Consider the following 20202-nt stretch of genomic DNA (forward strand, 5'->3'; position numbering starts at 1 on the left):
GCTCCTTATAAAGTGGTCTAAATGAATGGTGTAGAATTGATACTATCATTGTTATGAATGCACTATCTAATAGTATTTTGCAAATGTCGTTTTTTTGAGCGCTCGTCAAATGTCGGCGCCGGATAGTGAATTGCGGCGCGAATTCGGCACGGATTACTAGGGCTGAAGGCAAGCTGGCTTACAATATAGGCTTTTCCAGTCTAACCAAGCTCACGTCATGTCCAACGCGCAACCTGCTGTCGTCACCCCATCGGCTTATCTCACTCTGCATTACCGTCTGGCTTCGCTCGATGGCAAAGACATCGTCACCACCTTCAACGCCAATCCGGCCACGCTGATGCTGGGCCAGGGCCAGCTGGCTCCGGTGCTGGAAGAACTGCTGCTGGGTCTGCCGGAAGGCACGCACCGCACCTTCAATCTGGAGCCGGGCGTCGGCTTCGGTCCGCGTAACCCGGAACTGGTGCGCGAAGTGTCGCGCGCTACGCTGGATGAAAACTCCAGCCCGGACGCGGAATACAAGGTGGGCGATCTGGTTGATTTCGCTGCCCCCGGCGGTGGCCGCTTTGCCGGCGTGCTGCGCGAGCTCGGCGAGGAAGTCTGCCTGTTCGACTTCAACCACCCGCTGGCCGGCGAGCCGCTGACCTTCGAAGTCAAGATTATCTCTGTGCTGTGAGGAACGGATGAGCGATAAAGAAGTTCTGCTAGCCCAGCCGCGCGGCTTCTGCGCCGGCGTCGACCGCGCCATCGAAATCGTCGAGCGTGCGCTGGTCCAGTTTGGTGCGCCGATCTATGTGCGCCACGAAATCGTGCACAATGCCTACGTGGTGGAAGACTTGCGCGCCAAGGGCGCCATCTTCATCGAGGAACTCGACGATGTACCAGCCGGGAATACGCTGGTGTTCTCGGCCCATGGCGTGTCGCGCGCCGTGCGCGCGGAAGCGGAGGCACGCGGTCTGAGCATCTTCGATGCGACCTGCCCGCTGGTCACCAAGGTGCACGTGGAAGTGGCCAAGATGCGCAAGCAGGGCTGCGAGATCATCATGATCGGCCATCAGGGCCATCCGGAAGTGGAAGGCACGATGGGCCAGGCCGATGCCGGCATGTATCTGGTGGAAACCGTGGAAGATGTGGCCAAACTCAATGTGTCCAAGCCGGACCAGCTGGCTTATGTGTCGCAAACCACGCTGTCGGTGGACGATACGGCTGACATCATCGCTGCGCTGAAAGCGCGCTACCCGGCCATCATCGAGCCGAAGAAGGGCGATATCTGCTACGCCACTACCAACCGTCAGGATGCCGTGAAATTCATGGCGCCGCAGGTGGAAGTGGTGATCGTGGTGGGCAGCCCGAACAGCTCCAACTCCAACCGCCTGCGTGAAGTGGCGCAGAAGAAGGGCACGCCCGCCTACATGGTGGACAACGCCAGCCTGATCCAGCCGGAATGGCTGGAAGGCAAGGCGCGCATCGGCGTCACGGCCGGTGCTTCGGCACCGGAAGTGCTGGTGCAGGCCGTGATCGATCGTCTCAAGGAACTGGGCGCACGCAGTGTCCGCACGCTGGACGGCGTGGAAGAAGCGGTCACCTTCCCGCTGCCCAAGGGGTTGGATGGCAACAAAGCCACAGAGCAGACGAATAGCGCTGCCTAAGGCGCTATCAGACGGATAACGGAATAATATTTAGCACTTTACGGATTATTCCGCCGTTCGTTTTCCTAAAATCTCGCTATCATTGCTTCGCCCTTTAGTAGATGAACTGTCAACTGGCAGTTCCACACGTAGAGGACGCGGCTCGCAGCGAGGTGCTGATTCAGGCATAGAACTTGCAACGTAAAAGCGTAGTCAACGGCGGCACTACGGAGACCACTTCTCCGGGTGCCGTTTTTGTTACTTGAACCGGCTGTGTAACACAATAGTAAAGGCACTCTGCATGGATACTTTTATCCAACAAATTATCAACGGACTGGTGCTCGGCAGCATGTATGCACTGGTCGCACTCGGCTACACCATGGTGTACGGCGTGCTCAACCTGATTAACTTTGCCCATGGCGATGTGCTGATGGTCGGCGCCATGACGGGCCTGACCATCCTCAAGTACCTCAACGAATACGCGCCGGACCTGCCCGGCTCCGTCAAACTGGCGATTTCCATTGCCGGTGCGATTCCCGTCTGCATGCTGGTGAACGTGCTGATCGAACGCGTGGCCTATCGCCGCCTGCGCAATGCACCGCGTCTGGCCCCGCTGATTACGGCCATCGGCGTGTCCATCCTGCTGCAGACGGTGGCCATGATGATCTGGTCGCGCAACCCGCTGGCCTTCCCGCAACTGCTGTCGTCGGAGCCTATCATGATAGGCGGCGCGCTGATTTCGCAAACCCAGATTCTGCTGCTGGTGCTGGCGGCACTGTCCATGGTGGGGCTGGTGCTGCTGGTAGAAAAAACCAAGATGGGCCGCGCCATGCGCGCCACGGCGGAAAATCCCCGCGTGGCCGGACTGATGGGCGTGGATGCCAACCGCGTCATCGTGACGACCTTTGCGCTGGGCGCTGCGCTGGCTGCCGTGGCCGGGGTGATGTGGGGCGCCAACTATGCGTCCATCCAGTTTGCCATGGGCTTTGTGCCGGGCCTGAAAGCCTTCTCTGCTGCCGTGCTGGGCGGCATCGGCAATATCTACGGCGCCATGATAGGCGGCATCGTGCTGGGCATCATCGAAAGTCTGGGCGCCGGCTATATCGGCGACCTGACCGGCGGTTTCCTCGGCAGCCACTATCAGGATATTTTTGCCTTCGTGGTATTGATCATCGTGCTTACCGTGCGCCCCTCGGGCATCATGGGTGAACGCGTGGCTGATCGCGCTTAAGCAGGAGGGACGACCATGGCACTGCTGAATTTCGACACCTCCCGTAATCCCCGTCAGGCCTATGCCAGCATGGCAGTGGTGCTGATCGGTTTGCTGATCTTCCCGTTTGTGGCCGCGCCGTTCGGCAACTCGTGGGTGCGCATCGTCGATATGGCGCTGCTGTACATCATGCTGGCGCTGGGCCTGAACATCGTGGTCGGCTTTGCCGGCCTGCTCGATCTGGGCTATATCGCCTTCTACGCCGTTGGCGCTTACATGACGGGCCTGCTGGCTTCGCCTCAGTTCGCCACGCTGCTGGAATCGCTGATCAATGAATATCCGGCCATCGGCAATACGCTGGTCGCCGTGCTGGGACCGGAAATCCAGCAGAACGGTATCCACCTGTCGGTATGGGTGATCGTGCCGCTGGCGGCGGCGCTGGCCGGCCTGTTTGGTGCGCTGCTGGGCGCGCCGACGCTGAAACTGCGTGGTGACTATCTGGCTATTGTGACGCTGGGCTTCGGCGAGATCATCCGCATCTTCATGAACAACCTTAACGAGCCGATCAACTTCACCAACGGCCCGCAGGGCATCAACCTGATCGATCCTATTCGCGTGTTCGGCGTGAATCTGGCCGGCGAGGCCGGTTCGCGTGCCACGGTGACGGTGGCCGGCTTTGCCATGCCGTCCGTGAACGCCTATTACTTCCTGTTCCTGTTCCTGTGCGTGGCCGTGGTGTTCGTGACCACCCGTCTGCAGCACTCGCGTCTGGGGCGCGCGTGGGTAGCGATCCGCGAAGATGAAATCGCCGCCAAGGCCATGGGTATCAACACCCGTAACGTCAAACTGCTGGCGTTTTCGATGGGCGCTTCGTTCGGTGGTATCGCCGGCGCCATGTTTGCGTCGTTCCAGGGCTTTGTGTCGCCCGAGTCGTTCTCGCTGACGGAGTCCATCGCCGTGCTGGCCATGGTGGTGCTCGGTGGTATCGGCCATATTCCCGGCGTGATCATGGGCGGTGCCTTGCTGGCCGCGCTGCCGGAAGTGCTGCGCCATGTGGTGGAGCCGCTGCAGGAGCGTCTGTTCGGCCATGTGGTGGTGGAAGCGGAAGTGCTGCGCCAGTTGCTGTACGGTCTGGCCATGGTACTCATCATGCTGAACCGTCCGGCCGGCCTGTGGCCAGCGCCCAAGCACGAAGATCGCCCGGATGGCGATTCCGACGCCAAACAACAATCGTCCGGCACGATGGCAGCCTGAGGAAAGACAGATGAGCGAACCAGTAATCCTCCACATCGCCGGTGTGAACAAGCGCTTCGGCGGCCTGCAGGCGCTGACCGATGTGGGTATCAAGATCATGCGCGGCCAGATCTATGGCCTGATCGGCCCTAACGGCGCCGGTAAAACCACTTTCTTTAACGTCATCACGGGCCTGTACCAGCCTGATACGGGTACCTTCGAGCTGGCCGGCAAGCCGTATTCGCCGTCGGCGCCGCATGAAGTGGCCAAGGCCGGTATTGCCCGAACCTTCCAGAACATCCGTTTGTTCGGTGAAATGACGGCACTGGAAAATGTCATGGTGGGTTGCCATGTGCGTACCCGTCAGGGCGTGTTCGGTGCCATCTTCCGTCATAAGGCAGCGCGCGAGGAAGAAGCGGCGATCCGTCGCCGCGCGCAGGAGTTGCTCGATTTCGTAGGCATAGGTCAGTTCGCCAGCCGCACGGCCAAGTTCCTGTCGTATGGCGACCAGCGCCGCCTCGAAATCGCCCGGGCTCTGGCGACGGAACCGCAGTTGCTGGCGCTGGACGAACCGGCGGCCGGCATGAACGCCACGGAAAAGCTGGCGCTGCGCGAACTGCTGGTGAAAATCAAAAACGAAGGCAAGACCGTGCTGCTGATCGAGCACGATGTGAAGATGATGATGAGCTTGTGCGACCGGCTGATGGTGCTGGAATACGGCAAACCGATCGCCGAAGGCTTGCCGGCAGAAATACAGAGTAATCAGGCAGTGATAGACGCCTATCTGGGAGGATCGCACTAATGAGCGACAATGTTCTTAAAGTATCGGGACTGAAGGTCGCGTACGGTGGCATCAAGGCCGTCAAAGGCATCGATCTGGAGGTGAATCAGGGTGAGTTGGTGGCGCTGATCGGCGCCAACGGCGCGGGCAAGACCACCACTCTGAAAGCCATCACTGGCACGCTGCCAGCCTGCAAGGTGGAAGGCACGGTGGCTTACAAGGGCGCCTCGCTGAAAGGCAGCCAGTCCTTCCATCTGGTGGAGAAAAAGCTGGCCATGGTGCCGGAAGGGCGCGGCGTGTTCACCCGCATGACCATCCATGAAAACCTGATGATGGGCGCTTACACCCGCAACGATCAGGCTGGCATCGATGCCGACATCGCCACATGGTACGAGACTTTCCCGCGCCTCAAGGAGCGCTCTAGCCAGTTGGCCGGCACCCTGTCCGGTGGCGAACAGCAGATGCTGGCCATGGCGCGCGCGCTGATGTCGCATCCGGACCTGCTGCTGCTCGATGAACCGTCAATGGGCCTGTCGCCCATCATGGTGGAAAAGATCTTTGAAGTAATCCGCGCCGTTTCAGCGCAGGGCGTGACCATCCTGCTGGTAGAGCAGAATGCCAAGCTGGCGCTGCAGGCTGCGCACCGCGGCTATGTGATGGATTCGGGCGTGATCACCATGACGGGCAACGCTGCCGACATGCTCGATGATCCCCGCGTGAAAGCCGCCTACCTCGGCGAATAAACGGCGGGGTCAGGTCGGGCAAAGGGACAGACTCAGCAGTTGCCCATGTGCCCGACCTGACCCCTGCACTTTGCCCGACCTGACCCCGGACAAAAAAAAGCCCCGGCAGGGCCGGGGCGATCAACCGCTAGGGTTGAGCAGTATTACTTCTTAAGTATTACTTCTTGGCAGTTGCTTTGGAAGCAGCAGCGGTGAACTGATTAACAGCCTGGTTCAGGTTCGATTCCAGCGATTCAACAGCTTGCTTGGCGGTCTTGGCGAACTGCTCGTAACCAGCGTTGGCATTGCCGATGGCCGATTTGAAAGCGGCTACAGCGTTTTCGGTGCCGGCTGGGGCGTTTTTGCTCACTTCGTCAACCAGCGAGATGACTTTGCGGTTGGTTTCAGCGATCTGGGTTTCAGCAGCTTTGCTGAACTCGGCGCCAGTGCTGGAAGCGATGCTGGCCAGATGACGGCCGTAGGCCAGGGTTTTTTCAGCGGCTGGCTGGGCTTGTGCGGTAGCCAGCGAGAAGAATTCTTGTGGGTCTTTGGCAGCCAGCAGTTGCTTGGCGGTAGCCGACGACTCTTCCAGCGAAGCTTTGGCAGCGTTCAGGTTCAGGTCGACGAATTTCTCTACGCCTTCGAACGCCTTGTTGGTCAGGGTCGAGAAGATGGCGAATTGCGATTCAAAGTTTGCTTTGGTCGCATTGGAAAATTGCTCAGGGATCGAAAACATGTGACTCTCCAGTAGTAGGGTATTGTTTAGGTACTGCTGTTTCTTACAGCCGGCTAGAAACAAAGCAGCGACGTTTCAGACCGAACAACATAATTGTGCAACGCAACAAGGCGAATTCTACGGGCTTCAAAAATTAAGTCAAGCATTTTTTGTGCGTTGCATCAAAGCATGTGAAATTGACATCTTGCAGGGCTTTCCGCAGCGCGCTTGCGGCCGTGTTAGACTCGTACGATGACTACCACTAGCCCGCCTTCACGCAGCGCAACACGCGCCTCTTTCCTGTCGCCGCTGCCGCTGTTTTTCGTGCTGCTGTGGAGTAGCGGGTTTATCGTGGCCAAGTTTGGCCTGCCCTATGCGCCGCCGCTGACTTTTCTGGTGCTGCGCTTCCTCGGTGTGCTGCTGTTTCTGCTTCCGGCCGTGCTGGTGTTGCGCGCGCCGTGGCCGCACGGTCGCATCGCCCATATCGCATTGGCCGGTCTGCTGGTGCAGGCCGGTTATCTGATCGGCGTCTGGTGCGCCATCAAACAGGGGATGCCGGCCGGTCTGTCGGCCCTGATCGTGGGCATGCAGCCCATTCTGACGGCACTGTCGGCCCGCCTGATCGGCGAACGCGTGCGCGCGCGCCAGTGGCTGGGGCTGGTATTCGGGCTGGGCGGGGTGGCGCTGGTGGTGGCGGCCAAAATCCGGCTGGTGGGGCTGACCACGCCAGCCATACTGCTCTGCGTGATGGCGTTGCTGTCGATTACGGCCGGGACGCTGTACCAGAAGCGCTATTGCGCCCAATTTGATCTGCGTACGGGGACGGTGATCCAGTTCTCGGCTTCATTGTTGCTAGTTTTGCCGCTGGCTATCTGGCTGGAAGGGCTGGGACTGGATTTTGCTGCGGTGCAGTGGACACCGCGCTTCGTGGCTGCCTTGCTATGGTCGGTGCTGGGCCTGTCCATAGGCGCGATCTTCCTGCTGTTTGCCCTGATCCGCCGCAGCCATGCTACCGAAGTGACCAGCCTGATGTACCTGACTCCGCCTACCACGGCCATCATGGCCTGGCTGATGTTCGGTGAAGCCTTTAATAGCCTCGGTATTCTGGGGATGGGCTTGGCCGTGACTGGTGTTATATTTGTCGTCAAGAAACCTAACTAGCGCCCGTGCGCCTTATGAGCGAGACCGTATGATTTCCAGTTCCAACCAGCAGGCGGTGGATGCTGCCATTACCAGCCGCCGTTCCATCCGCGCCTTTCTGCCGCAGCAAGTGGCACGTGCAGATATCGAGCAGCTCTTGCAGGTGGCAGGGCGGGCGCCATCGGGCACCAATACCCAGCCATGGAAAGTGTATGTGCTAACGGGCCAGCGCAAGGCGCAGCTGACGGCAGCCATACTCGCCGCCCATAACGATCCGGCCGTGGCGGCCCAGCACACGGAAGAATATGCCTACTACCCCAGTCAGTGGGTATCGCCTTTCATCGACCGGCGCCGCAAAGTGGGCTGGGATCTGTACGCGCTGCTGGGCCTGACGCGTGATAACAAGGCCGGTATGGCCGCCCAGCATGGCAAAAATTATGATTTTTTCGGTGCACCCGTGGGCCTGATTTTCACTATCGACCGTGTTATGGAGCAAGGTTCGTGGCTGGACTATGGCATGTTTTTGCAGAACATCATGGTGGCGGCCCGTGGCCGTGGTCTGGATACCTGCCCGCAGGCCGCATTTACCCAGTATCACCGCATCATTACGGAACAATTACAGCTGCCGGATCAGGAAACTGTGGTGTGCGGGATGGCACTGGGCTATGCTGATCACAGCAAGGTAGAAAATAGTTTGCAGACGGAGCGCATGGCGCTTCAAGAGTTTGTGAAATTTGTCGAATAGTTTTATAGGGGCAAGGCTTGTGCAAACTTAGCAATTTGCTAAACTGCAAGTAGTTGCTCCTTGTTGATATAGGTTTAGCGGGGATAGGAATGGTTAAGAGAACGCTCATTTCGAAAGCTGGCGGCGCGCTGATCGCGCTGATGCTGGTGTCCGGTGTGGCCCATGCTGCTCATGGCAGCGTGGCCAAGAAACACGGCAAGAAGTCCAAGACGCAGAGCAGCAAGGTGGTTGCGGCGGCGTCGGCCGAACGCACCGTCAAGCGCGTGATGATGGTCAATGGCAAGCGCAAGGTGGTGTACCAGCGCATGATGGTGGCGGCACCGGCCGTGCCGACCATGGGCGATCTGGCCGGTCTGAGCCAGACCCATGATCCGCTCGACCTGAAATCGAATGTGGCGCTGGTGCTGGACCAGTCGAATGCCGAAGTGCTGTTCGAGAAGAATTCCGATGTGGCCCTGCCGATCGCCTCCATCACCAAGATGATGACGGGGCTGGTCGTCGTGGAAGCGGGGCAGGACATGGATGAAGTCCTGACCGTGACGGATGAAGATGTGGACCGCGAAAAATTCAGCAGCTCGCGCCTGAAAGTGGGCAGCAAACTGACGCGCGCTAATATGCTGCACATCGCCCTAATGAGCTCGGAAAACCGCGCCGCCTCGGCACTGGGGCGTCACTATCCGGGCGGCAAGCCGGCCTTCGTGGAAGCCATGAATGCCAAGGCACGCGAACTGGGCATGACGGATACCCATTATGTGGATTCCAGCGGCCTGTCGAAGATGAATGTGGCCAGCGCACGCGATCTGGCCAAGCTGGCCATGGCGGCCTACCAGCAGCCGCTGCTGCGCCAGTACTCGACCGACGTGAAAGCCATCGTGGAAACCAATGGCAAGCCTATGCAGTTCGGCACCACCAACCATCTGGTGGCCAGCCCCGACTGGTCGATCGGCTTGCAGAAAACCGGCTTTATCAATGAAGCCGGGCGTTGTCTGATGATGCAGGCCGTGATCGAAGGCCGTGCCGTGATCATGGTATTCCTCGATTCCAAAGGCAAGCAGGCGCGCGCTGCCGATGCCGGCCGCATGCGCAAGTGGCTGGAAGCGCTCAAGCCTGCAGCGCTCAGCTCGCCTTCTTATTCGACAGGGATGTAACCGAGCGTGGCCGAGATCTGGTTAGCGGTGCTGACCAGATCTTCCAGCCACTCTTCCTGCAGACGGTCGGCCGGCGCCGAGATGGACAGGCCGGCGATCAGCTTGCCGCTATCATCATGGATGCCGGCGGCCATGCAGCGCACGCCCAGCTCCAGTTCCTCGTTATCGCGCGCATAGCCGCGCGACTTCACCAGATTCAGTTCCCGTTCCAGTTTCGGCAGATCCGTAATCGAGTTCTTGTTGTGGCCGGCCAGCCCCGTACGGGTGGCATAGGCGCGGATGGCTTTAGGCTCATCCACCGACAGGAACAGCTTGCCCGTTGAGGTCAGGTGCAGCGGAGCGCGGCCACCGATGGCGCGCACCACCTGCATGCCGGAACGCTCGGAGAAGGAACGGTCGATGTAGACGATCTCGTCGCCCTGGCGAACTGATAAATTGATCGTTTGCTGGGTTCTTTTGTGCAGTGCACGCATAAAGTCCACGGCAGCTTCCCGCACGGACAGGCGGCTCTTGACCACATTGCCCAGTTCCAGCAAGCGCATACCGAGCCGGTAGGTGCCCGGTTCGATCCGGTCGACGAAGCGGGTGAGTACCAGATCGTTCAGAATCCGGTGGGCCGTCGAAGGGTGTAGCCCCGAGACTTTGGATAATTCCTTGAGGCTGACAGGGTCGGGATATTTGGCGAGCGCATCGAGTAAAGCCACCATACGTTCAATCACCTGTATGGTGGTTTTTTGTTCGGGTACCGATTCGATTTTCATGATGTGGTTGGTGCGGTGCGGTATGCGATGACTTCTTTATACCATAATGTGAAAACAATGTGAAATAATGCATAATGAGGCTTCCTTCTAATGTGGCAAATCCATGCAACCTACCAGTGAATTCAAAAGCAAACCGGGTCTGAAACGGCTGTTCGCGGCCTTGCGTTACTCCAGAGATGGCTTCCGTTCAGCCTGGCGCCACGAGGCCGCGTTCCGGCAGGAAGTGGCGCTGCTGGTGGTGGGCAGCAGCATCGCACTGGCGCTGCGCATTTCAGCTTTTGAAAAATTGATGCTGATCGGTGTGCTGGTGCTGATTCTGATCGTGGAACTGATTAATTCCTCGATCGAAGCCGTGGTGGACCGGGTGTCGCTCGAACGTCACCCCCTATCCAAGAACGCCAAGGACTTCGGCAGTGCCGCCGTGCTGCTGGCCTGTCTGCTGGCGGCCGCAGCATGGGGCGTGGTGCTGGTCAACCGCTTTTACTGACTATATATGAAGTTTTGGTATATTGAACTGCTAAAAGCTTCGTTTTAAATTATAAAGGACAGCATTAATCTGGAGACCTTCATTCACAGGGGAATCCTATGCTGTCCAAAAAAATTATCGCTGCTGCTGTTTTTGCTTTGTCCGCTGCCGTTCCTGCTCTGGCAGCAGAAATCTCCTTGCTCAACGTTTCCTACGATCCGACCCGCGAGCTGTATCAGGACGTCAACGCTGAGTTTGCCAAGCAATGGAAGGCCAAGACGGGCGACACGGTGAAAATCAAGCAGTCACACGGTGGCTCGGGCAAGCAGGGCCGCGCCGTGATCGACGGGTTGGAAGCCGATGTGGTATCGCTGGCGCTGGCCTACGATATCGACGCCATCGCCGAGCACAAGCTGCTGGGCGCCGACTGGCAGAAAAAACTCTCGCACAACAGCACGCCTTACACCTCGACCATCGTATTCCTGGTCCGCAAAGGCAATCCGAAAGGCATCAAGGACTGGAACGATCTGGTAAAACCGGGCGTGGCCGTGATTACGCCGAATCCTAAAACCTCGGGCGGTGCGCGCTGGAACCATCTGGCCGCCTACGGCTATGCGCTGCGCCAGCCGGGCGGTAGTGAAGCTTCGGCCAAGGACTTCCTGAGCAAGCTGTACAAGAACGTGCCGGTGCTCGATTCCGGTGCCCGCGGCGCCACCACCACCTTTGTGGAACGCGGCATCGGCGACGTGCTGATCGCCTGGGAAAACGAAGCGCTGCTGGCCATCAAGGAACTGGGCCCGACCAAGTTCGACATCGTGGCGCCTTCCGTGTCGATACTGGCCGAACCGCCGGTGGCCATCGTTGATAAAGTGGTCGATAAACACGGCACCCGCAAAGTGGCCGAAGCCTATCTGAACTTCCTCTACACGGATGAAGCGCAGGACATCATCGCCAAGAATTACTACCGTCCGGTGGTCGACAAGTACGCCAAGAAATACGCCAACCAGTTCCCTAACGTGAAGCTGTTCACGCTGGCACAGGTGGCGGGCGACTGGACCAAGGCACAGAAGACCCACTTCGCTGACGGTGGCCTGTTCGACCAGATCTACCAGCCGAAATAATCATGGCCAGCGCACTCGACCAATTTCGCGTGCTGATTGCCCCCGGTCTGCATAACAGCGGGCCGGGCCACTGGCAAAGCCGCTGGCAGCTGCACAATCCCGCATTCGAGCGGGTGCGGCAGGAAGACTGGGCCCAGCCTGATCTGGATCGCTGGGCCGGGCGCATCGACCATCACCGCCGCCATGGCCGTGATGGCCGGCCCGTGCTGATCGTGGCGCACAGCTTTGGCGCGCTGGCCAGCGTGCATAGCGTGGCGCGCGATCCGGCTGGCGTGGCCGGGGTACTACTGGTGGCGCCGGCCGATCCCGACAAGTTCGGCGTGGCACAGCGGCTGCCGCTGCAGGCGCTGGCCGTGCCGTCCATCGTGGTGGGCAGCCGCAACGATCCGTGGATGACGCTGGAGAAGGCGACTAGCTGGGCGCAGCGCTGGGGCAGTGTGCTGGTTGATGCGGGAGCGCTGGGCCACATCAATGCCGAGTCGAATCTCGGTGACTGGCCGCAAGGTCTGGAAACATTGTATTTTTTAGCAGAAAAGGCGCAGAATAAGAAAGCTGTAGCCTATGATTTCTGTGTGTAACTGATGACGATCTGGAGCAGAACATGACCATACGACTGGGCGATATCGCCCCTGATTTCGAGCAGGACTCTTCCATCGGACCGCTGCGTTTCCATGAGTGGGCAGGTGATTCCTGGGTAGTACTGTTTTCCCATCCGGCCGACTTTACGCCGGTCTGCACCACTGAGCTGGGCCTGACGGCCAAGCTGAAACCGGAATTCGACAAGCGCAACGTCAAGGCCATTGCCCTGTCGGTCGATCCGGCCGAGTCGCACAAGGAGTGGATTGCCGATATCGAAGCGACCCAGAACACGGTGGTGGGCTTCCCCATCATCGCCGATGCAGATCGCAAGGTCTCGACGCTGTATGACATGATCCACCCCAACGCTTCCGCTACGGCTACCGTGCGTACGCTGTTCGTGATCGATCCGGCCAAGAAAGTGCGCCTGAACATCACCTATCCGATGAGCACGGGCCGCAATTTCGATGAAGTGCTGCGCGTAATCGACGCCTTGCAGCTCACGGACGGCTATACGGTGGCCACGCCGGGCAACTGGAAAGATGGCGATGATGTCATCATTCCGCTGACAGTGCAGGATCCGGAAGTGCTGAAGCAGAAGTATCCGAAAGGCTATACGGCGGCCCGTCCTTACCTGCGCGTGACCCCTCAGCCTAATAAATAACGCATAAGCAAATAAAAACTGCGTTGTTTGGTTCTCCCCCAAGAGTCTGTACCCTGCGGTCTACTCTTGGGGGAATGTATGGATTTGTCGTTTGTCGCATCCGGGTTTGCCGTAGGTCTGCTGGTCGGAATGACGGGCGTGGGCGGTGGCTCGCTGATGACGCCTCTGCTGACGCTGCTGTTCGGGGTGTCGCCCGCTGTGGCCGTCGGTACTGATCTGGCTTTTGCTTCGCTCACCAAAGGCGTGGGCACTTTCACGCACCGCCTGCGCGGCACGGTGCACTGGGAAATCGTGCGCCGTCTCTGTCTGGGCGCCTTGCCGGCAGCCTTGCTGGCCAGCTATTCCCTCAAACACTTCGGCAACCTCAACAAGGAAATCGGCCAGATCATCCGCTATATGATTGCCGGTTCCGTGCTGCTGACCGTGGTCGCCATCCTGTTCCGCCGCAAAATGCTGGCATGGATTAATGCCCACCCTGAGCGCCAACTGCAGGGCGATAAGCTGGTCTGGGCGACCATCATTTCCGGTGCCGTACTGGGCACGCTGGTCACTATTTCCTCCATCGGTGCGGGTGCCATCGGCGCCACGTTGCTGGTGATGTTGTATCCGCGCCTGACGCCCGCCGAAGTGGCTGGCACCGACATCGCCTATGCGGTGCCGCTGACGGCGATCGCTGCGATCGGCCACTGGTGGCTGGGCTCGATCGACTGGAGCCTGCTGCTGACCCTGCTGGTAGGCTCCGTGCCCGGCATTACCATAGGTTCGTATGCGGCCCGCGCCGTGCCGGAACGCCTGCTGCGCGGCCTGCTGGCCTTCACGCTGGTGGCGGTGGCGGCCAAGCTGGTGTCCTGAGTCGCGAGCACTGCGCTATATAGCGGAAACGTCTAATTAAATGATAAAAGCTTCGTTTGGATTATGAAGCATCAGTGAGAATATGGCGCCCTTATAGAAGAATTTGTAATAAGGGAGCATTTATGTCTGCAGTTCTCGCTGCGCCAGCGCCAGCCAGGCAGGGCGCACCATTCCGCGTCATGCCGGGCTTCCGGCTGTCGCTGGGATTCACGATCCTGTATCTGACCCTGATCGTGCTGATACCCCTATCGGCCGTTTTCCTCAAAACCTTTACGCTGAGCTGGGACGGTTTCTGGCACGCCGTCACCAACGAGCGCGTGATGGCGTCCTACCGCCTGACCTTTGGCGCTTCGCTGCTGGGCGCGGCCATCAACGCCGTATTCGGTCTGGTGGTGGCGTGGGTGCTGGTGCGCTACGAATTCCCCGGCAAGCGCATCGTCGATGCACTGGTGGACCTGCCGTTTGCACTGCCGACGGCCGTCGCCGGTATCACGCTGACAGCACTGTACTCGGCCAATGGCTGGTTCGGCCGCGTGCTGGAAGGGCAGTTCGGCCTGAAAGTGGCGTTCACGCCCATCGGTGTGGTGATTGCGCTGACCTTTATTGGTCTGCCGTTCGTGGTGCGTACCGTGCAGCCCGTGCTGGAAGACGCCGAACGCGAACTGGAAGAAGCTGCGGCCAGTCTGGGCGCCAGCGCACTGCAGACTTTTACGCGCGTGGTGTTCCCCACCATCCTGCCATCGCTGATGACAGGCTTCGCGCTGGCGTTTGCGCGCGCTACCGGCGAATACGGTTCGGTGATTTTCATCGCCGGCAATATGCCGATGATCTCCGAGATCACGCCGCTGTTCATCATCACCAAGCTGGAACAGTATGACTATGCCGGTGCCACCGCGATTGCGGTGGTGATGCTGGTGGTGTCCTTCCTCATGCTGCTCAGTATTAATCTGCTGCAGGCCTGGGCACGCGGCAAAGGAGGCAAAGCATGAGCGCCTTGCCGAATACGCCCGTGCGTCGTGGCGAACTGCCATCGCCGCCGCAGATACTGGAACCGCGCTGGGTGCGCGCTGTGCTGATCGCCGTGGCGCTGACCTTCCTCACGCTGTTCCTGTTCGTGCCGCTGGTGGCCGTGTTTGTCGAAGCCTTCCGCAAAGGCTGGGATGCGTACGCGGCAGCCATCGTGGAAGAAGATGCGCTGGCGGCGATCAAACTGACCTTGCTGACGGCCGTAATTGCCGTGCCACTGAATCTGGTGTTCGGTGTGGCGGCATCGTGGTGTATCGCCAAATTCGATTTCCGCGGCAAGAGCATTCTGCTGACGCTGATCGATCTGCCGTTCTCCGTTTCGCCGGTGATTTCGGGGCTGATCTACGTGCTGCTGTTTGGTGCGCAGGGCTGGTTCGGCCCATGGCTGCAGGAACACGAAATCAAGACTCTGTTTGCCGTGCCGGGCATCGTGCTGGCGACCATTTTCGTCACCTTCCCGTTCGTGGCGCGCGAGCTGATTCCGCTGATGCAGGCGCAGGGCAGCGAGGAAGAAGAAGCGGCCATTGTGCTCGGTGCTTCGGGCTGGGATACCTTCCGCCGCGTCACGCTGCCGAATATTAAATGGGGCCTGCTGTATGGCGTGATTCTGTGTAATGCCCGTGCCATGGGCGAGTTTGGCGCCGTGTCGGTAGTGTCCGGCCACATTCGCGGCGAGACCAATACGATTCCGCTGCAGGTAGAGATTCTCTACAACGAATACAACTTTGCTGCCGCTTTTGCCGTGGCCTCCTTGCTGGCGCTGCTGGCACTGGTCACGCTGGCACTGAAAACCTTTGTCGCCTGGCGCCTGAATGAAAACCGCGCCGACGATGTTCGCCCTACGGAGTAATCATGACGATCGAAGTTAAAAACATCCACAAGCGTTTTGGCGAATTCACTGCCCTGAACAATGTGTCGCTGGATTTTCCGAACGGCGAACTGACCGCGCTGCTGGGCCCATCGGGCTGCGGCAAGACCACGCTGCTGCGTATCATCGCCGGTCTTGAGCATCCTGATTCCGGTCAGGTGCTGCTCGATGCGGAAGACGCTTCGCAGCGCCATGTGCGCGAGCGTCAGGTCGGTTTCGTGTTCCAGCACTATGCGCTGTTCAAGCATATGACGGTATTCGAGAACGTGGCCTTTGGCCTGCGTGTGAAACCACGCGCCCAGCGTCCATCGGAAGCGCAGATACGCGACAAGGTGAAGCAGCTGCTGGAGCTGGTGCAGCTGGACTGGCTGGCTGACCGCTATCCGCCGCAGCTGTCCGGTGGCCAGCGTCAGCGTATTGCGCTGGCGCGCGCACTGGCGGTCGAGCCGCGCGTGCTGCTGCTGGATGAGCCGTTCGGCGCACTCGATGCCAAGGTGCGCAAGGAGTTGCGGCGCTGGCTGCGCCGCCTGCACGACGAACTGCATGTGACCTCGATCTTCGTCACGCACGATCAGGAAGAAGCGCTGGAAGTGGCCGATCAGGTCGTGCTGATGAATAAAGGGCAGGTGGAGCAGATAGGCACGCCCGATCAGGTTTACAACCATCCGGCTTCGCCGTTCGTGTACAGCTTCCTCGGCAATGTGAACATGTTCCATGGCCGCGTGCAGGATGGCGTGCTGGCCAGCGGTGACGCCAGCTTCGCCGTGCCAGAGCAGGCCGGTAGTGCCGGCAAGGGTACCGCCTATGTGCGTCCGCATGATCTGGAAATCGAACGTTATACGCCCGGTGCCGAAGGCATCGTGGTCAAGCTGCTGCGCGGCCATGCCATCGGCCCGCTGGCGCAGCTGGAACTGGAGCGCGCCGATACGGGTGAACTGATCGAGGCCGTACTCGGTAACGAGCGCTATAGCGCGCTGCAACTGCGCGAAGGTGAAACGCTGGTGGTGCGGCCCAAGCGCTTGCAGGTGTTCGTTGATGCGGGAGTGGCGATATGAATTTCCAACAATTGCGTTCCATTCGCGAAGCAGCACGGCGCGGCTATAACCTGACGGAGGTGGCGAATGCGCTGTTTACTTCGCAACCGGGTGTGAGCCGCCAGATCCGCGAGCTGGAAGATGAACTCGGTGTGGTGATCTTCGAGCGTAATGGCAAACGTCTGACGGGCATGACGGAGCCGGGCAAAGGCATACTGAAGATTATCGACCGTTTGCTGATCGAAGCGGAAAATCTGCAGCAGGCCAGCCTCGAATACACAGGCCAGCAGAGTGGCACGCTGAGCGTGGCCGCCACCCACACGCAGGCACGTTATGCGCTACCCAAAGTGGTACAGAGCTTCCGCACGGCCTATCCTGATGTGCGCATCGCCTTGCAGCAGAGCGCACCGGAACACATCGCCGAATGGATTTTGTCAGGCAAGACGGATATCGGCATCGCCACCGAGGGCTTGTCGCAGTTCCCGGATCTGGTGTCCTTCCCTTGCTACCGCTGGAGCCATTTGATCGTGGTGCCGGATGGCCACCCGCTGCTGACGCGCAGCCCGATCCGGCTGGAAGATCTGGCCGAGTTCCCGCTGATTACCTACGACGTCGGTTTCACTGGCCGTGGCCATATCGATGCGGCGTTCGCACAGGCGGGCGTAAAGCCCGATATCGTGCTGACGGCGATGGATTCGGACGTGATCAAGCAGTACGTGGCACTGGGCCTGGGCGTGGGCATCGTTGCCTCGATGGCTTTCGATCACGGTCGCGACAAGGGTATGCGTGCAGTGGAAGCGTCGCACCTGTTCGCGCAGAACACTACGCGGCTGGCAGTGCGCCGTGGCGCCTATCTGCGCTCGTATGCCTACCACTTCATCCAGCAGTTCGCACCTGATCTGACCCGCGCCGATATCGATGCGGCGATGAATGGAGGTGAATTAGCCGCATAATGCGGCAGGCATTGCCGACCCCTTGTACCCGATGCAAGTACGCTGGCGCCAATAGCACATTCCGTCGATGAATGTAAAAAAGCCGGCAAGCAGGGATATCCCGCTTGCCGGCTTTTTGACGTCTAGCGCTTACCAGTTGTAGGCTGCCTTGGCGTAGTAGTAGCGGCCATTGAAGCCGTTCGGTGCAAAGCCGCTATACGGGTTGATGCCGTTGTTGTTCAGATTGCCGGCCGAAGTAACCTGATCCGGATAGCGGTTGGTGACGTTATCGATACCCGCGCTCAGGCGCCAGTTCTTGTTCAGCTTCACGCTGGTCGACAGATCGAGCACCCATTGCGGATCATAGGTCTGATCCAGCGTGGCATTGTTCTGCGGGACCGTGAAGCTGCCGTAGCGGGTAACCACGCCACGCGCCGACCATGCACCCCAGTTGGCATCTGTGGCCAGACTCAGTTTGTCCTTGGGCGAGCCCACCGTCAGACGGTTGATGGTCTGGCGATCAATCAGCGTGAGGTTGTTGGCCGTGAGGATGGCCGGATTGGCGTTCACATGCTCGAGCGAGTTCTTGTTGTGGTTATAGGCCAGCGTGAAATCGTAGCGGCCGGCGCTAGCCAGATCGAGACGATAGGTGCTGACCACATCCACGCCCGTGGTGCGGGTATCGATGGCGTTGGTGAAGTAGCGGCCTGCGCCCACCAGTATGTTCTGCTTGGCCAGCGCCGCTTGCAGCGCAGGCGACAGCGTCATATTGGCCGACAGGGCGATGCGGTCATCGATGTCGATGCGGTAGGCATCCACCGTGGTGCTCCAGTTGCTGAGCGGGGAGAACTGCAAACCGAGGCTGTAGTTACGGGCTTTCTCGGCTTTCAGCGGGGTTGCCCCCAGCGCTGCGGCGGCAGCGCTACCCACGGCGAATGTTCCGGTCTCGATAGGCGTATTGACGCCATTGACCACCGAGAAATTGGTGGTGGTGATGGTGTAGAACTGCTGCGCCAGCGAGGGTGCGCGGAAGCCCGAGGACGCCGTGCCGCGCAGCGAGAATGCTTCGCTGAAGGCATAGCGCGCCGAGCCTTTGGCCGAAGTGGTGCTGCCGAAATCGCTATAGCGTTCGTGGCGCAGCGCGGCCGAAGTGGAGAACTGGCGCGAGACGTCGGCTTCCAGATTCAGGTAGACCGATTCATTGTGGCGGCTGTTGCGGCCTGCATTGACAGGGCGGAAGCCGGAGAAACCCTGCGCGCCCGTGCCGATGTAGGAAGCCTCGTCGCCAGCACCGATCTCATAGCTTTCGTGGCGCGCTTCGGCACCTACGGCCACCGTCAGCGGGCCGCTGAAGGCTGCCACCGGATATTCGCGTGCCAGATCCACGTTGAACAGTTGCTGGGTGTTGAGCAGCTTGCCGGCGTAGAAGTGGGTAGGGCTGGCCGCACCCAGCGTCTGGTTGACGGTGTGATCGAGGTCGAGCTGGAATTCATTGCGGCCGTAGTTCAGGCTGACGTCCCAGCGCCATCCCGATGCTTCGCCGCGCAGGCCAGTAACCAGCGAGGTATCCTGCGATTCGCTGTTCTCCAGTGGCAGGAAGCCTTCCGGATACAGCGGCGTACGCTGGGCCGTGCCATTCAGGGCAGTGCGCCAGGTGGCAGCAGCCGAGGTATTGCGCTGGCCATAGTTGGCGAAGGCATACCAGTCGATATCGTCGTTGACGCGGTACTGGCTGTTGACAAAGACACTGCGCGGACGGGTTTCCGGATCGCCGAAGCGCTGATTGACCTTGCCGTAGCGCGGTTCGGCCGGATTGCGGAAATCGGCGCCGGCGCGGTTGGTCGGATCACGGTCGGCGGCTTCCAGTGCGACGCGTACCCAGCCTTGATCACCAAGGTTGAAGCCGGTCGAGCCACGCACGGTCAGCTGCTTGCCGTCGCGCTTCTGGTACTCGCCCACGCCCACTTCAGCATCGCCACCGCCGGCGCCTTTTTTCAGGATGATGTTGATTACGCCGGCAATCGCATCCGAGCCATACTGGGCGGCTGCGCCATCGCGCAGCACTTCGATGTGGTCGATGGCGGACAGGGGGATCGCATTCAGATCGACGGGAGCCGAACCGCGGCCCTGCGTGCCGTTGACGTTGACGACGGCGGAGGCATGGCGGCGCTTGCCGTTCACCAGCACCAGCGTCTGGTCGGGCGACAGGCCGCGCAGCTGGGCCGGACGCACTGCGTCGCTGGCATCGGCGCCGGACGGACGGGGGAAGTTCATCGAGGGCAGCAGGCGTCCCAGCACGGTGGCCAGTTCGGTCGAGCCGCTGGCCTGCAGTTCGCGTGCGCCGATGATGTCGATCGGCGATTCGGAATCGACCGTACGGCGGTTCTTGGCATAGGTGCCCGTGACGACGACGGATTGCAGTTCGCCTTCTGCCGGCAGTTGCTGGGCGAAGGCAGGAATGACGATGGTGGAAATCAGTGTGCTTAACAGCAGCGGACGTGCGATGGTGCGGGTGCGCATGAGACGAACTTTCTACGTTTAGGATGAAGAAAATCTTACCAGCGTGCTAGCGGATTGCCCACG

21 protein-coding genes are annotated in these 20202 nt (G+C 59.8%); 18 read left to right on the forward strand and 3 right to left on the reverse strand.

Annotation, left to right across the window (positions count from 1 at the left end):
- The first annotated feature begins 217 nt into the window (after positions 1-217).
- The 6 genes from GM655_RS03330 to GM655_RS03355 all read left to right on the forward strand — a co-directional run bounded on the left by GM655_RS03330 (position 218) and on the right by GM655_RS03355 (position 5592).
- Entirely contained in the window at positions 218-673 is a 456-nt protein-coding gene (locus GM655_RS03330; protein ID WP_155433180.1) for an FKBP-type peptidyl-prolyl cis-trans isomerase, read from the forward strand.
- Between the two features lie 7 nt (positions 674-680).
- On the forward strand, positions 681-1646 hold the full coding sequence (gene ispH, locus GM655_RS03335) for a 4-hydroxy-3-methylbut-2-enyl diphosphate reductase (RefSeq protein WP_155433181.1): 966 nt from the start codon (positions 681-683) through the stop codon (positions 1644-1646).
- A 280-nt stretch (positions 1647-1926) separates the two neighbouring features.
- A complete protein-coding gene (locus GM655_RS03340) occupies positions 1927-2856 on the forward strand; it encodes a branched-chain amino acid ABC transporter permease (protein ID WP_155433182.1) in 930 nt (309 codons plus the stop codon).
- 15 nt (positions 2857-2871) lie between these two features.
- Complete coding sequence (locus GM655_RS03345) at positions 2872-4089, forward strand: ABC transporter permease subunit (protein WP_155433183.1); 1218 nt, start codon at positions 2872-2874, stop codon at positions 4087-4089.
- A 10-nt stretch (positions 4090-4099) separates the two neighbouring features.
- Complete coding sequence (locus GM655_RS03350) at positions 4100-4870, forward strand: ABC transporter ATP-binding protein (RefSeq protein WP_155433184.1); 771 nt, start codon at positions 4100-4102, stop codon at positions 4868-4870.
- Complete coding sequence (locus GM655_RS03355) at positions 4870-5592, forward strand: ABC transporter ATP-binding protein (RefSeq protein ID WP_155433185.1); 723 nt, start codon at positions 4870-4872, stop codon at positions 5590-5592. Before GM655_RS03350 ends, GM655_RS03355 begins: the two co-directional genes overlap by 1 nt.
- A gap of 157 nt (positions 5593-5749) precedes the next feature.
- Here GM655_RS03355 and GM655_RS03360 read toward each other — a convergent pair whose 3' ends face one another.
- Positions 5750-6307 carry a phasin family protein gene (locus tag GM655_RS03360; RefSeq protein WP_155433186.1) on the reverse strand — a complete coding sequence of 186 codons (558 nt, stop codon included), beginning with the start codon at positions 6305-6307 and terminating at the stop codon, positions 5750-5752.
- Positions 6308-6538: 231 nt separating this feature from the next.
- On the opposite strand from GM655_RS03360, the gene GM655_RS03365 reads away from it, so the two are divergent.
- From GM655_RS03365 to pbpG, 3 genes are all read left to right on the forward strand, one after another.
- Complete coding sequence (locus GM655_RS03365) at positions 6539-7447, forward strand: DMT family transporter (RefSeq protein WP_155433187.1); 909 nt, start codon at positions 6539-6541, stop codon at positions 7445-7447.
- 28 nt (positions 7448-7475) lie between these two features.
- A complete protein-coding gene (locus tag GM655_RS03370) occupies positions 7476-8171 on the forward strand; it encodes a nitroreductase (protein WP_155433188.1) in 696 nt (231 codons plus the stop codon).
- An 89-nt stretch (positions 8172-8260) separates the two neighbouring features.
- Positions 8261-9319: a D-alanyl-D-alanine endopeptidase gene (gene pbpG, locus GM655_RS03375; RefSeq protein ID WP_371866697.1), complete on the forward strand. Its 1059-nt coding sequence runs from the start codon at positions 8261-8263 to the stop codon at positions 9317-9319.
- On the opposite strand, the gene GM655_RS03380 is transcribed toward pbpG, so the two are convergent.
- Complete coding sequence (locus GM655_RS03380; RefSeq protein WP_155433189.1) at positions 9301-10080, reverse strand: IclR family transcriptional regulator; 780 nt, start codon at positions 10078-10080, stop codon at positions 9301-9303. The two genes, pbpG and GM655_RS03380, sit on opposite strands and share 19 nt — an antisense overlap.
- Positions 10081-10183: 103 nt before the next feature.
- Between GM655_RS03380 and GM655_RS03385 the strand changes: the two genes are divergently transcribed.
- The 9 genes from GM655_RS03385 to GM655_RS03425 all read left to right on the forward strand — a co-directional run bounded on the left by GM655_RS03385 (position 10184) and on the right by GM655_RS03425 (position 17640).
- Positions 10184-10567 carry a diacylglycerol kinase gene (locus GM655_RS03385; protein WP_155433190.1) on the forward strand — a complete coding sequence of 128 codons (384 nt, stop codon included), beginning with the start codon at positions 10184-10186 and terminating at the stop codon, positions 10565-10567.
- Positions 10568-10665: 98 nt separating this feature from the next.
- On the forward strand, positions 10666-11667 hold the full coding sequence (locus GM655_RS03390) for a sulfate ABC transporter substrate-binding protein (protein ID WP_155433191.1): 1002 nt from the start codon (positions 10666-10668) through the stop codon (positions 11665-11667).
- 2 nt (positions 11668-11669) lie between these two features.
- Entirely contained in the window at positions 11670-12245 is a 576-nt protein-coding gene (locus GM655_RS03395) for an RBBP9/YdeN family alpha/beta hydrolase (RefSeq protein WP_155433192.1), read from the forward strand.
- A 23-nt stretch (positions 12246-12268) separates the two neighbouring features.
- On the forward strand, positions 12269-12907 hold the full coding sequence (locus GM655_RS03400) for a peroxiredoxin (RefSeq protein ID WP_155433193.1): 639 nt from the start codon (positions 12269-12271) through the stop codon (positions 12905-12907).
- 78 nt (positions 12908-12985) lie between these two features.
- Positions 12986-13759 (forward strand): sulfite exporter TauE/SafE family protein, encoded by a 774-nt coding sequence (locus GM655_RS03405; RefSeq protein ID WP_155433194.1) that lies wholly within the window; start codon positions 12986-12988, stop codon positions 13757-13759.
- A 122-nt stretch (positions 13760-13881) separates the two neighbouring features.
- Entirely contained in the window at positions 13882-14748 is an 867-nt protein-coding gene (gene cysT / locus GM655_RS03410) for a sulfate ABC transporter permease subunit CysT (protein ID WP_155433195.1), read from the forward strand.
- Positions 14745-15635, forward strand: coding sequence for a sulfate ABC transporter permease subunit CysW (cysW, locus tag GM655_RS03415; RefSeq protein ID WP_155433196.1), 891 nt, complete (start codon positions 14745-14747; stop codon positions 15633-15635). The genes cysT and cysW overlap by 4 nt, the downstream gene beginning before the upstream one ends.
- Before the next feature lie 2 nt (positions 15636-15637).
- Positions 15638-16708 (forward strand): sulfate/molybdate ABC transporter ATP-binding protein, encoded by a 1071-nt coding sequence (locus GM655_RS03420; protein ID WP_155433197.1) that lies wholly within the window; start codon positions 15638-15640, stop codon positions 16706-16708.
- Entirely contained in the window at positions 16705-17640 is a 936-nt protein-coding gene (locus GM655_RS03425) for a CysB family HTH-type transcriptional regulator (protein ID WP_155433198.1), read from the forward strand. Before GM655_RS03420 ends, GM655_RS03425 begins: the two co-directional genes overlap by 4 nt.
- Before the next feature lie 129 nt (positions 17641-17769).
- On the opposite strand, the gene GM655_RS03430 is transcribed toward GM655_RS03425, so the two are convergent.
- A complete protein-coding gene (locus GM655_RS03430; RefSeq protein WP_155433199.1) occupies positions 17770-20139 on the reverse strand; it encodes a TonB-dependent receptor plug domain-containing protein in 2370 nt (789 codons plus the stop codon).
- Positions 20140-20202 lie beyond the last annotated feature (63 nt).

Source organism: Pseudoduganella danionis, assembly GCF_009720775.1.
In the GTDB taxonomy this organism is placed as follows: Bacteria; Pseudomonadota; Gammaproteobacteria; order Burkholderiales; family Burkholderiaceae_D; genus Rugamonas; species Rugamonas danionis.

Excerpts from the sequence above, each read along its gene's own strand:
- cysT (WP_155433195.1), top strand. The coding sequence starts at position 13,882 with ATGTCTGCAGTTCTCGCTGCGCCAGCGCCAGCCAGGCAGGGCGCACCA.
- GM655_RS03430 (WP_155433199.1), bottom strand. The coding sequence starts at position 20,139 with ATGCGCACCCGCACCATCGCACGTCCGCTGCTGTTAAGCACACTGATT.
- GM655_RS03340 (WP_155433182.1), top strand. The coding sequence starts at position 1,927 with ATGGATACTTTTATCCAACAAATTATCAACGGACTGGTGCTCGGCAGC.
- GM655_RS03420 (WP_155433197.1), top strand. The coding sequence starts at position 15,638 with ATGACGATCGAAGTTAAAAACATCCACAAGCGTTTTGGCGAATTCACT.
- ispH (WP_155433181.1), top strand. The coding sequence starts at position 681 with ATGAGCGATAAAGAAGTTCTGCTAGCCCAGCCGCGCGGCTTCTGCGCC.
- pbpG (WP_371866697.1), top strand. The coding sequence starts at position 8,261 with ATGGTTAAGAGAACGCTCATTTCGAAAGCTGGCGGCGCGCTGATCGCG.
- GM655_RS03370 (WP_155433188.1), top strand. The coding sequence starts at position 7,476 with ATGATTTCCAGTTCCAACCAGCAGGCGGTGGATGCTGCCATTACCAGC.
- GM655_RS03395 (WP_155433192.1), top strand. The coding sequence starts at position 11,670 with ATGGCCAGCGCACTCGACCAATTTCGCGTGCTGATTGCCCCCGGTCTG.
- GM655_RS03355 (WP_155433185.1), top strand. The coding sequence starts at position 4,870 with ATGAGCGACAATGTTCTTAAAGTATCGGGACTGAAGGTCGCGTACGGT.
- GM655_RS03390 (WP_155433191.1), top strand. The coding sequence starts at position 10,666 with ATGCTGTCCAAAAAAATTATCGCTGCTGCTGTTTTTGCTTTGTCCGCT.
- GM655_RS03385 (WP_155433190.1), top strand. The coding sequence starts at position 10,184 with ATGCAACCTACCAGTGAATTCAAAAGCAAACCGGGTCTGAAACGGCTG.
- GM655_RS03330 (WP_155433180.1), top strand. The coding sequence starts at position 218 with ATGTCCAACGCGCAACCTGCTGTCGTCACCCCATCGGCTTATCTCACT.
- GM655_RS03380 (WP_155433189.1), bottom strand. The coding sequence starts at position 10,080 with ATGAAAATCGAATCGGTACCCGAACAAAAAACCACCATACAGGTGATT.
- GM655_RS03350 (WP_155433184.1), top strand. The coding sequence starts at position 4,100 with ATGAGCGAACCAGTAATCCTCCACATCGCCGGTGTGAACAAGCGCTTC.
- GM655_RS03345 (WP_155433183.1), top strand. The coding sequence starts at position 2,872 with ATGGCACTGCTGAATTTCGACACCTCCCGTAATCCCCGTCAGGCCTAT.
- cysW (WP_155433196.1), top strand. The coding sequence starts at position 14,745 with ATGAGCGCCTTGCCGAATACGCCCGTGCGTCGTGGCGAACTGCCATCG.
- GM655_RS03405 (WP_155433194.1), top strand. The coding sequence starts at position 12,986 with ATGGATTTGTCGTTTGTCGCATCCGGGTTTGCCGTAGGTCTGCTGGTC.
- GM655_RS03365 (WP_155433187.1), top strand. The coding sequence starts at position 6,539 with ATGACTACCACTAGCCCGCCTTCACGCAGCGCAACACGCGCCTCTTTC.
- GM655_RS03360 (WP_155433186.1), bottom strand. The coding sequence starts at position 6,307 with ATGTTTTCGATCCCTGAGCAATTTTCCAATGCGACCAAAGCAAACTTT.
- GM655_RS03425 (WP_155433198.1), top strand. The coding sequence starts at position 16,705 with ATGAATTTCCAACAATTGCGTTCCATTCGCGAAGCAGCACGGCGCGGC.
- GM655_RS03400 (WP_155433193.1), top strand. The coding sequence starts at position 12,269 with ATGACCATACGACTGGGCGATATCGCCCCTGATTTCGAGCAGGACTCT.